Source organism: Vibrio sp. 1F279, from assembly GCF_041439815.1.
Lineage (GTDB): Bacteria > Pseudomonadota > Gammaproteobacteria > Enterobacterales > Vibrionaceae > Vibrio > Vibrio tasmaniensis_A.
This window is the reverse complement of record NZ_JBGOOU010000038.1, coordinates 1-11927: the sequence shown is the minus strand read 5'-3', so window position 1 is coordinate 11927 and position 11927 is coordinate 1. Positions and strand designations below refer to the sequence as shown.

The 11927-nt window shown below is 41.9% G+C and carries 8 protein-coding genes and 1 pseudogene; 5 read left to right on the top strand and 4 right to left on the bottom strand.

What is annotated here, in order from left to right; translation table 11 throughout:
• Nucleotides 1-3 precede the first annotated feature (3 nt).
• Both ACED60_RS21335 and ACED60_RS21330 read right to left on the bottom strand, forming a co-directional pair.
• The gene (locus tag ACED60_RS21335; RefSeq protein WP_371728425.1) at nucleotides 4-2133 is read right to left on the bottom strand and encodes a TonB-dependent siderophore receptor; all 2130 of its coding nucleotides are present in this window, start codon (nucleotides 2131-2133) and stop codon (nucleotides 4-6) included.
• 246 nt (nucleotides 2134-2379) lie between these two features.
• Nucleotides 2380-3288 (bottom strand): AraC family transcriptional regulator, encoded by a 909-nt coding sequence (locus ACED60_RS21330; RefSeq protein ID WP_017103741.1) that lies wholly within the window; start codon nucleotides 3286-3288, stop codon nucleotides 2380-2382.
• Nucleotides 3289-3507: 219 nt separating this feature from the next.
• On the opposite strand from ACED60_RS21330, the gene ACED60_RS21325 reads away from it, so the two are divergent.
• Both ACED60_RS21325 and ACED60_RS21320 read left to right on the top strand, forming a co-directional pair.
• Complete coding sequence (locus ACED60_RS21325) at nucleotides 3508-4266, top strand: siderophore ferric iron reductase (protein ID WP_012600441.1); 759 nt, start codon at nucleotides 3508-3510, stop codon at nucleotides 4264-4266.
• A 94-nt stretch (nucleotides 4267-4360) separates the two neighbouring features.
• A complete protein-coding gene (locus ACED60_RS21320) occupies nucleotides 4361-5146 on the top strand; it encodes an ABC transporter ATP-binding protein (protein WP_371728424.1) in 786 nt (261 codons plus the stop codon).
• Between the two features lie 127 nt (nucleotides 5147-5273).
• On the opposite strand, the gene ACED60_RS21315 is transcribed toward ACED60_RS21320, so the two are convergent.
• Complete coding sequence (locus tag ACED60_RS21315) at nucleotides 5274-6467, bottom strand: multidrug effflux MFS transporter (RefSeq protein WP_371728423.1); 1194 nt, start codon at nucleotides 6465-6467, stop codon at nucleotides 5274-5276.
• Between the two features lie 297 nt (nucleotides 6468-6764).
• Here ACED60_RS21315 and ACED60_RS21310 point away from each other — a divergent pair, with 297 nt between their 5' ends.
• The 3 genes and pseudogenes from ACED60_RS21310 to ACED60_RS21300 form a co-directional block, all read left to right on the top strand.
• Entirely contained in the window at nucleotides 6765-7850 is a 1086-nt protein-coding gene (locus ACED60_RS21310; protein WP_371728422.1) for a PQQ-dependent sugar dehydrogenase, read from the top strand.
• Nucleotides 7851-8298: 448 nt separating this feature from the next.
• Complete coding sequence (locus ACED60_RS21305) at nucleotides 8299-8508, top strand: cold-shock protein (RefSeq protein ID WP_004731543.1); 210 nt, start codon at nucleotides 8299-8301, stop codon at nucleotides 8506-8508.
• Nucleotides 8509-8580: 72 nt separating this feature from the next.
• A pseudogene (locus ACED60_RS21300) lies at nucleotides 8581-9114 on the top strand (site-specific integrase); the annotation flags it as partial.
• Between the two features lie 427 nt (nucleotides 9115-9541).
• Here the strand turns inward: ACED60_RS21300 and ACED60_RS21295 are convergent.
• The gene (locus tag ACED60_RS21295) at nucleotides 9542-10543 is read right to left on the bottom strand and encodes a DUF4365 domain-containing protein (protein ID WP_371728421.1); all 1002 of its coding nucleotides are present in this window, start codon (nucleotides 10541-10543) and stop codon (nucleotides 9542-9544) included.
• Nucleotides 10544-11927: the final 1384 nt, after the last annotated feature.

Sequence of the window (11927 nt, the reverse complement as noted above, 5' to 3'; positions counted from 1 at the left end):
TAGTTAGAATTCGTAATTAACATTAAATTCTACAGTTTGCTCTTGACCGTACCAGCAATAGCTCTCATTCCAACAAGTGTAATACTCTTCATTGAATATGTTATTTGCAACGACATTAGCTGTTGCGTTCTTAAGCGAGCTGTTAACCTCGCCTAAGTCATAACCTAGAGACAAATCAACTAAAGTATATGATGGTACTTGGCCTTTATTTTTGTCTGACGTATCGTTTAGAACCGTTTCTCCCACATAACGCACGCCACCGCCGACTCTAAGACCACTCATTGCACCACTACGTACAAAATAGTTAGCCCAAACATTTGCAGTATGATCTGGTACAAATACTGGTGTTTGTCCGATATTTGATGCGTTTCTATCTTCAGTAATTTCCATATCTGTGTATGTGTAGTTCGCTAACACATCCAAGTTATCAGTGACTTGTGCTCGTCCTTCTAACTCAATACCTTGTGAGCGAATCTCACCAACTGAAGTCCATGGTGAAGCTCCATCAGGACGAACGCCCACATTTTTTTTGTTCACTTGGAACAGAGCCATCGAGCCTGAAATCATATTCTCATATGAGTCATACTTAAGGCCCAACTCGACTTGTTCACCGGTTTCAGGATCTAGGTTGTTACCGTTAGCATCTAACTTTACACTCGGTTCAAAACTGGTAGCAAAGTTAGCAAATGGAGATAAACCATTATCAAATTTGTACAAAGCACCTAAGCGGTATGAGAAATTAGTATCATCAGTATCCGTTTTACTTGGTGCACCACCAAATACTGATACTTTTGTCGTTGTTTCGACTTTGTCAAAACGACCACCAGCAATGAACACCCAATTATCAATCAACATCTGGTCTTGGAAATAGAAACCAAGCTGACTCACTTCAATGTCGTTATTTTGATAATACGTTTTTGTAAAATCATTCGGATTCAGCTTATTGTTATTTGGATTGTAAAGGTTGATGCTATCAACACCTGCGAAAGCGTCGTAGGCTACATCACCCTCTGTGTTTCGATAATCCACACCAAAAAGTAAATAGTGATCCAATGAGCCAGTCGACACTAAGCCCGATAGTTGGTTATCAACACTAATACCCGTAGAACTTTCATCGGTGCTATATGCCGAACGAGCTAATGAGCCAGTTGAAGCATCAAAATTGCCACTGCTAGTACTTTCTTGATAAAAGTCAGTTTTCATATAACGGAAATTCTGAAGAAATGCCCAATTTGAGTTGAAATCATGGTTAAATTTATAACCAGTAATCAAGAAATCACGTTTGATGGTGTTGTAATTAACATCCCCGGCAAATGTCGAAGGTGAGACTTTTCCTGATTCAATCGCCGCTAATGGAAGTGTCACGTTCTGACCTAGTGCAGGGTCATTCTGATAATAAAGATTGAAGTTAATAAAGGTTTTATCAGACACATACCAATCGATTGATGGCGCAATCACATAGCGCTCTTCCTCAACGCCGTCTACTTGCGTATCTTTCTTACGACCCAGAGCAACCAAGCGATAAGCAACGTTGTCACTCAAAGCACCCGTTGTATCAATTGAAGCTTCAACTAAGTTATCTAAACCCGTTGCTAAGCCAACTTTCGTCGACTCTTCGAACTTAGGCGCTTTTGCAATGATATTAACCATGCCTCCTGGTGGCATTGACCCGTAAAGAACCGATGTTGGACCTTTAAATATTTCCAAACGCTCCATCGCAATAGGATCAATCTGAGGTTGTACGTTCCATCCAGGAAGGATTGGCAACATCATTCCGTCATAATAGTTATTCGTAGAGTCAAAACCGCGAATTTTAACCCAATCACTAAGAACCACTGCACCACCTTTATTCTCGGTTGATACACCTGGTGCATAACGAAGAGCTTGCATTACAGACTTAACACCACGTTGTTCCATCTGTTCGCTTTCGATAACGTTAAGTGTTTGCGGCGTTTCTTCTGGCGCTAAAACGGTTTTCGTTGCTGTATTACGGTAGGCTTTACCCATGACAGTGATAGTTTCTACATTCGAATCTGCCGAAGTAGTGGTATCTTCCGCGAATACTTGCGCTGAAAACGCAGTCAGCAACGCGACTGCCAATGATGAATACTTAAAACGAGTGTGAGTGGTCATGATTCCCTCGGTACCAATGCTTAATTGTAAATAGTAATAAATCTCATTTGCATTGTATATATCTAGAGAAGGGATAATTAACAATTTGGTGCAAATTCAAAAAGAACTTGGCCTATTTTGAGTAAAACTAGGTCAATTGCTGATTAAACACACAATTGATCTAGTAACATTTGACCTAGTAGCGTTTGACCTTGTAACACAAAGGCTTTTGAGAAGGGGGGAGAAAGTCGGAGAGCTGAAATATGACTACGATTTAATAATAGGAACCCAGTACTCCATTTCCGCATCAGAAGCATGAGCTTGATAACCAAATGGGTACATCTCAAGTTCATAACCATCAACGCCACGATAACCTGAATTTGGAAGCCAATTAAGCACGAACCAACTTAGAGTATGGGGTAGATGCTCTATAGGACCACGGTGCTTCACTACAGCATAGGTTTGCTTCGGAATCGTCAGCACCTCTAACTTATCAGAGATAATACTAGGCAGTTGCGGGATGGAGATCTCGTCATGAAGCTCAACGCCCGCCCAATAGTAAATATTGGTTCCGTCAAAACAAGACTGAGTCAGGTCAACAACGCCAATAAACTGGAGCATGTTGGCGTCAGGGATTTCAACCTCACCTTCTAAACGTGACCATAGCTGAGGGACTTTCTGCGCGAAGTCTTGCGTGAGTGAAAACAAGCCACTGATTTCTGATGTCATTCCTTTCACTAAGAAAGGCTCTCTTTCATCAATGCGTACTTCCACAAAGCTTAACGCCCTATTTTCTGAATTACTCACCGTTTCTGATACTTGTATCGGCTTTTTTAACCCTACTCTTTTGCCTGCTTTTCTATACTGACTTGGGCTTACCCCAAACATTTGCTTAAACGAACGGCTAAAGCTTATTTCTGAATTGAATCCGAGACCAAGCGCAATATCGATAACACGATCTTTTCCATCAAGCAGCTCTTCGGCAGCCTGACTTAACTTTAACTCTCTCACATAGTTCGCCACGGTAAGCCCGGTTTCGGCTTGAAACACTCTTTGCAGCTGCCAACGAGACCAACAGCTTTGCGTCGCTAAATCTTCTAGCGATAACGCAGAGCTAAGATTCGCATGGATATAAGCCAGAACGCGGCTGATACGGTCAAATGCAGGTGTGTTCATATTCAAGCTTTCATCTTCTCTATTTTTGACTAGGGCGTGTTGGGTTCAACAATACTTTTATCACTTAAAGTGGCTTTAATCACTGAAAAAAGGACAGCCCACCCAAACTTTATAAATTTCAAAAACGTAAAAAGCACCGAGTAGATGCTCCATTTTGTATGGTTATCCTCGACTATGTTCGTTATGATAACGCAACTGATTCTCATTTATTGATTTAAGATGCTTCCCCAACTGCACAATATTATAACTCGTCGGAAAGCCCCGTCTCTACATCAAAAAATCTTCGCTTACTCAAAACAAGTGACCCCTTATTTAAGCGGAAGCTTTGGTGCACTTAATAACAAGAGCATTGCGGTAACAAATGAGAATAGCCATAAAGAGCTCAAACGAGTTTACGATGGTCTTTCGCAAAGCCACCCAGAAGCAGGCAAAGCGTATTGGTTAACGCGAACCTGGGATCTCGTGTGTTGGCAGCCTATCTATGTGACTTTCATTTCTATCTATGGGCTTCATTCATTGCCCGACATCAAGAATATCGGTCAATTTAGATACAAAGAGTTCATTACTGGCTACCGCTTCTTTAATGGTGATCATCAACATGGTTCACCAGAAGAGCTGATTCCCGATGCTGGTGAAGCCATTCTTGCACTGACTGAGTTTTATCGAAGCCAGATCAGTGAATGGACACGTATTCGCCCAGGATTTACCAATCATTTATTGGCCGATCTATTGTTAGGCAGTTTGATAAAACTTCAGCAACACGAACCAAGCCTGACCAACGATTACATTATTGCGCAAGCTAAGCTTTGGTTAGAAGCATGCCAGTTGTCTGAAAATCATTTAGACAGCCTTAAAGTGGACTCTAGTTCGGGGATGTTAAAACTGATCAGAATCAGCTGCTGCCTGGTTTATAAGTGCGATTCAAGAAAGTACTGTGATAATTGCCCTAGGCATCCAGACAACAAAAAAATCGCTTAGTCACGCCATTTATTACAGCTACTACACCTATTAAAGTTCAATACGACGAGCCTTCTCCATTGAGCTTCGCTACTGACCTAATTACAGGACTGACATGTTTCAGCTTTCAAACATCAAAGTTATTCGTGATGAACGAACCATTCTCTCAATCGAAGACCTCGCGATTCCGACCAATGAACTGACAGTCGTTCTTGGCCATAATGGTTCGGGTAAATCTACACTCGTTAATTTACTCTCAGGGCAGATGTCGCCGGATCACGGCAGCGTGGAACTAGACGGCGCTTCCCTCTCTTCATTCAAAAGCAAAGATTTAGCGAAAAAAATTGCTTATCTACCGCAAAAGTTCCCCGCTTCTGCTGGCTTAACCGTAGAAGAGTTGGTTCGTTTAGGACGTTTCCCATGGAGAGGCGCGCTAGGCCGTTGGAATTCAGAAGATAAGTCGATTATCCAACAAGCGATGGAAAGAACCGGTGTCACTGAATTCTCGCAAGCCTTGGCGGATGATTTATCTGGAGGAGAGCGTCAACGCGCGTGGGTATCGATGTTGTTGGCTCAGCAATCACCACTGCTAATCCTTGATGAACCAACTTCGGCACTGGATGTGCATCATCAGTTTCAGCTCATGGGTTTACTGTCTGAACTCAACAAAACGGAAAATGTTGGGGTGATCGTCATTTTGCACGATTTGAATCTCGCACTGCGTTACGCGACACACATCGTTGCACTGAAAAAAGGTCAGATTGCTTTTGAAGGCAGTGCGGATAAGTTACTTAATGAACAAGCGCTATCAGCTTTGTATGAGTCTCCGATTCGACTGATCGATCATCCAGTTCCAGCCAAGACAGCAGCAAGTGAGAAGGTTGCAGTCGTCTGTGAATAGCTCGGGAATTTCAGCTTAAGTCTAAGCTCTAAGCTCTAAGCTCTAAGCATAAAGAAGGCCATTGAAGTCTCAGAACTTTAATGGCCTTTTCGTTTTTCACTCGCTAGCTAAATAATTAAATAATTAACTAGCTCAGCTGCGACTCTCTCGCTTCTTGACTACTGAAACCACGTAAAATATTAATCAGGGTAATAAGAGTGAAAAACATGATGACAAGCGATAGATGCCACGCTTCTCCTAGCCCTAGTTGAACTAGCCCCATACTCACCATTGAAGACACCACCATCTGCCCGCCGCCAGACATCGCAGCCGCCGCGCCAGCGTTCTTCTTATAAGGCAACATCACCAACGCCTGAGCACAAGGCAACGCAATACCATTGCCAAGAATCATCAAGAACTGGCCAAGCATGAGATACAAAGGTTCAAGTGGGCAAAAGAAAAGCCAAAACGCCGCAGAGATGTGCAATACAGGGGTACATAACAGAGTTTTCTTGTTACCCAATATGGGGCGAATACGGTTACATAAACTTGTTCCACCCAACATGCCCAAAGCAGGAATGACCGCCCACATCGCGTATTCATCAGACGTCATGCCAATCTGATTTTGCATAATAAATGGCATCACTGATACGGTAGTGATCATCAAACTAAAGTTAAGCCAGCCAATACTCGCAAAACTCATAAAATAGCGAGAAGTTAGCAACTCTTTGTATTGAGAAACCATTTTCTTTGGCGAAGGAATAGCGGAGATCTGAGTGACGGTTTCCTTAAACGTGAACGCCAAAACCACCCAAGCTAATGAGACATAGCCCAGTAGCGATATGAACACCATGATCCAGCCAAAATGGAAGTTAATAAAGCCGCCGATTACGGGCGCAATCAAAGGTGTAATAGACGCGACCATCGCAATGTAGGACATAGCTAAAGGTAAATCTGCCCCACTGAATCTATCCCGCGTGGAAGCACGAGCAAGTACAGCGCAACAACCCGTTCCTAAGCCTTGCAGAAAACGCCCCATCACCATGCTAGTAAATGAATGGCTAAAGAAGATGATCATTAATAGCCCAAGCATCGCAATCAACAAACCACTTAACAGCACCTTCTTACGCCCTAGAGCATCGGAAATTGGACCATAGATAAACTGAGAAGGTCCAAAACCTAACAAATAGACACTCACCAGAAGCTGAGCTTGCTCTAGCGAAACATCAAAGTCTTTCGCGATCCATGGTAATGATGGAAATACCAGCCCCATACTGAGTTGGCCGATGCTGATGACCAAACACGCAAGTAGGATCGATTTAAAGTCAAATCGACGACTCATGATGTAAAGTATCCAATATAACAGCTGTTTTGAGATCGGGTGGTTTGAGAATCGATAGCTTGGGTATCAACCTGACAACATACAGACAGAGAAAACAGCGAAGATGTTGCAAGGGTAGTATTCATTATGCTCCGAAGGAATCGAATAGAGAATGGCAGGCTAAACATACGTGAGCTTGCTTACTCATACAACACTGGTTGAACTAAATAAATGAATAGTCACTTTTCAGTAACCCAACCTTTGCACCTGTCGACCACAAGCTAAACTAATACCACGTCATGAAAACAAAGGACTCCCATGAACAATCATCATCGTATTATTTCCTGTGCTTTGGCACTCATCGCATCGAGTCCAATATCCTCTGCTTTTGCATGGCAAGTAGAGAAGATCACCGACGGACTCGTGATCCCTTGGGGGTTGGCTTATATCAACGATAACTCCATGCTAGTAACAGAAAAAGCTGGCGTCATTAAACAGGTTGATTTAAAGACGGGTGAGCAAAGCACACTGTTCAGGCTGCCCAATGTTTGGGCGAAAGGCCAAGGTGGTCTGTTGGATATCGCGCTCTCCCCTTTTGAAATCGGAAAGTTCTACGTCACTTACAGTAAAGACGTCGATGGTGAAGGCGTAACGACACTGGCTTCTGCTAATTACAGCAATAATGAAGTTACCAATTGGACAGACGTGTTTGTATCTAAATCCAGAACGGACACCGGACGTCACTTTGGTAGCCGTATCACTTTTGACGAGAGCCACCTGTATTTTTCAATCGGCGACCGTGGTGATCGAGACAACGGCCAAGACACCATGACTCACGCCGGATCAATATTACGATTGAATGCTGATGGAAGCACACCAAGCGATAACCCATTCTCGGATAACAGCAAGGTGCTCAATGAGATTTGGAGCTATGGCCATCGTAATCCACAAGGCTTGTATTACGACTTCCCGACCCAGAAGCTGTGGTCGATTGAACATGGTCCGCGAGGCGGTGACGAAATCAACTTAATAAAAGCAGGTGCCAACTACGGGTGGCCTGTCACATCACACGGAAAAGAGTATTGGGGCCCAATTAGCGTAGGCGAGTCTGAAACTAAGGATGGCATTGAAGCGCCTAAAAAAGTCTACGTTCCTTCAATCGCTCCGGGGAGCTTGATTGTTTACCAAGGGGATAAATACCCAGAGTTAAAAGGAAAGCTGCTGGCTGGCGCACTTAAGCTTACCCACATCAATATTGTGACAGTCAATGGACAAGGTGATGCAATCAAGGAAGAACGTATTTTAGAAGATTTAGGCGAGAGGATAAGAGACATTGAAACTTCACCAAGCGGCGACATCTTTTTCAGTACCGATAATGGCAACCTGTATCGCTTGAAAAAGTAGTCAAAACCTCGTTCCAATAGAAACATGATACTTACAGTGAAATTTATAAATATAAGCCGTTAAAATTAGGTTCAGGCACCAATTAGCGGCTTAATAATTTGGAAAATAAATGTGCCAAAACAGTGCAATTACTCCAAATTCGTCATCAATTTCGACCACCTTTTTCACAAAAACTACAACAAATCACCATACAACTGTAACTCCATGATATTTAAGGAATGCAAAGTTTGACTACCCCCAAGTTTCTGCAACCTTTCACTATGGATTCGATTGACTATCCCCTAATTTGATTTAGACTTCATCTCGGCTAGAAAGAAAGTTCTTTGTATATAAACATTTCGTTGGATTACTAGTAACCCCGTTGTGTTGTACGCAATAGCAATAAACTTTTCCGCGCTATCAGTGCCACAATTGGCTCAAAATAAAAATTTAATTTTAGGATATCATCATGTCTAACACAGTTACTGGTAAAGTAAAATGGTTCAACGAAACTAAAGGCTTCGGCTTCATCGAGCAAGAAAACGGCCCAGACGTATTTGCACACTTCTCTGCAATCACAGGCGACGGTTTCAAAACTCTTGCTGAAGGCCAACAAGTTGAGTTCACTGTATCTCAAGGTCAAAAAGGCCCACAAGCTGACAGCATCAAAGTACTTTAATTTAGTATTTTAAAGCTTTCTAAAAATAGCCAGCCTCTGCTGGCTATTTTTTTACCCGCTATTCAGAGATTTAAGGTAACAAGACGCCCTACTACCGATGAAATAGACCTGTTGAAAGAAGCACTAGAAGAGCGCGAGCAGCGCAGAGAAAACAAAATCCCCTACTCGATGCTTCTAGACTTCAGCATCCTGAGCTGTATGAGAGTCAGCGAAGTGTGTGGTATTCGGTGGGAAGACTTGAACGAAGAACTTAAAACAGTGATCGTACGTGACCGAAAAGACCCACGTAAGAAAGAAGGCAACCATATGGTCGTCCCTCTACTTGGTGAAGCATTCGACATTGTAATGAGGCAAAAGCGTAAGGGAGAGTTGATATTCCCTTACAACCCACGCTCAGTTGGACGAGGTTTTGTTGAAGTGTGTCAGAAGGTTGGGGTTGATAACCTACGCTATCATGACCTACGCCGTGAAGGTGCAAGCCGCTTGTTCGAAAAAGGCTTTACCATTGAGGAAGTTGCGCAAGTAACTGGGCATAGGAACCTAAATACCTTGTGGCAGGTTTATACCCAATTATTCCCGCATAAATTACATGACCGTAAAATATAAAAGCAATTAATGGTTTGTAGTAAAAAGTGTTCACTCAAAGGGACCTATTTGCGACCACAAGTCCCCTTTTACCAATAGTGAACAAAAGACCAGCAAAAAACTAAACCTATCAAGATTCTGGGCGGAAACGTTTTAGATTTGTTGCTCTAAGCCGGTTCTGTCAAATTAGAAAAAGTACCTTGATGCCATAGTCGTTTGTCAAATAGCTAAGCGATCTTACTCAATTCATATTTTAGAGCGTCAGATGCTTCAACAAAATATCTTGCTTGACTCTTTAGGTTAAATATTGTGCTCTTCTCATCAGGGTGTCCCAGAAGCATAAACAGATTATCTAAGTGCGCAATCATACTTTGAAACTTTGTCGATGCTTCTTTGCATTCATAAGATGACAACCCAATAAACAGTCCTTTTTCATAAATCTCATGAGCTATGGGCTTGTTTTTTTTTCGATAAACTGACATAGATCCTGAAATGGCACATCAGTCTCTGAGTACAACTTAAACATTTGCTCTAACTCAGAAAACAACAATGACGATTTAACATGTGTCTCATCAACTAATTGAATAAACGTTTCTTTGGGTATTTCATTTTGATGATTGTATTGAGCTGTTGTTAAGTACATAGAATTCCAGTCAACATTTACACCACCACCGATATCTTGCCCATTTTGAGAGCAAGGTCGGAAGTGTTCTTCAAGACCGCGATCTATCCACTCTGATTTACAAAGATAGTTATTATTGCGTTCATCTTGAGGGGTCGGATAAATAAATAACCAAACAACGTCTGCGGGCTTATTTTTCCAAGCTTCTCTTGTGTGAGCACTTCGGTGGTACTCACACATTTTAATATCTTCGGTCAAAGCTCGAATTATTGTTAGTAACTCAGCCTGACTATGCTCTTTAGACAATGTGACTCGCGCAGAGTATCGCTTTGCACCACCATGACTGTTATCTGATGTTTTAGAAACAGTGTAATCTGGGATGATTTCAACTAGATTTGCAAGACGACGTAAGTCGTTGTTCATACCAACATTTACTTCTTGGTGAAAAGGTACAGACACTTTCCAAGCTTTACCTGTGTAGCTAATTGTATGTTTAGTTATTGATTGCCAGTAGGCAATATCATTTTCGATATCACATAAAACGATTACAACAGGTAGCGAATGATTAAGCCAATATTCTAAGTGCTCCATTTCTCCACGAAAGACGTACCCATCTTTTGAAGTTTCCTTAAACCAAGATGCACCTGATTTAATTTGCAACGCAATTAATTTTCCTGAAGCTTGATTCTCATCAACGAGTTCAACCTGAGCGTCTATCCCACAATCAACAATTGGCTGTTCACGAAAAATGTATCCACACCTTTCGAAGAGTAAACCTACGGTTTGAACCCCGACACGATCCGTTTGAGAGCTGCGAGTATATTTCATTACTTAATTATTCCACAGATGTTGAAAAGTCGTTTAACGCCCACTTAAGTGGTGAGTAAATGTGTGCCAAAATTGTAGCGAAGCGAAAATGGCACGCGTTTACGAATCCATCTTGGAGCGTTTGTTAGTTTATTGTGCGCACATAGTCTCCAAACGAAGACTTTAAATTCTTCATAGTGTTTTTACAAAACTCTATGTCTATATCTTTCCATTATTGACAATACCGCTTGGCCATTGTGATGAGGCCAACATGCTCAACTTCGAAGGCTTGACCATCCGCATGGCCAAGCATTTGATCCCTGCCCGTTTTAAAAGTTCGACCGTTTCATCAAAACGGCTTTCATCTAAATTTTTAATTGCGAAATGAGCCCAAGCGTTGGAATCTGATCAAATGTTTGTTTAGCGCTACTCGCCACGGCCTACGTATATTGCAAATGACATGACAACTAAGATTAGGGTCGTAAACACTTGACCATATGTCACATAGGAAAGAACGATATTAGCTCTCTCATAGGCGCTTGAAACGTTGGTCAATGTACCCACACCAAACGACTTCAGTAGTGATTGAGCACCCAATAACACGGAGCCCCACCCATGCTGTTGTGTAGTAGGCGATACGAAATAGACTGACGCGTATAGAAAGTAAAGTTCTACATAACTTGAAAGTGCAAGCCTAATTCTACGCTGAGCATTCAGCCAAGACTGGTGTGATTTCTTATAAATCACATCCATTAGAAATGCGTAACCAATTTCAACTGAGCGTGAAAAGCATCGTATCAAGATTAAAAAGAGAAAGAAAAAATGTACGTTTAACTTTGTCGACGCGATGACCAGTACTAAAAATGTGAATATAGATATACAGAGATTCCATGAGTTGAACCTCTGTATAAGCTTACCTTTAACCCGTTCTCCATTTATTTTCGCATGCTCCTTAAAAAAGTGAGACAGGTAAAAATCTGGAGATACGACCATATATAAGCAGCCTTGTTGAGTGCCACTCTTTGAAATTGCCTTGCTAACTACTAACTCATAGGCCAAGAACTTCACGACGAATGTAACGCACCAATATATAATAACGGCACATACAAATAGCCAACTGCTCATTGTGATACTACCTAACCAATCTAAAATAATACTGCCTATATCCATTTCTGACCTCTAAGTTTACTATGCGCTATAATGCCGCATTAGGTAATGAGAAACACCACCAAACCTATACCACCAAAAATACAAAACCCACGATGGCATCAAAAGTGCCAATCGTTGGGAATCACACTTAAATGCTTTGTATGTCTTATTAGATACAGATATTCTCGAAGTGTTTTGAACCGTAAGCGCGTCATGAACCCCGCATTCTAATTAACCGGCACGAAGAATAAGATCA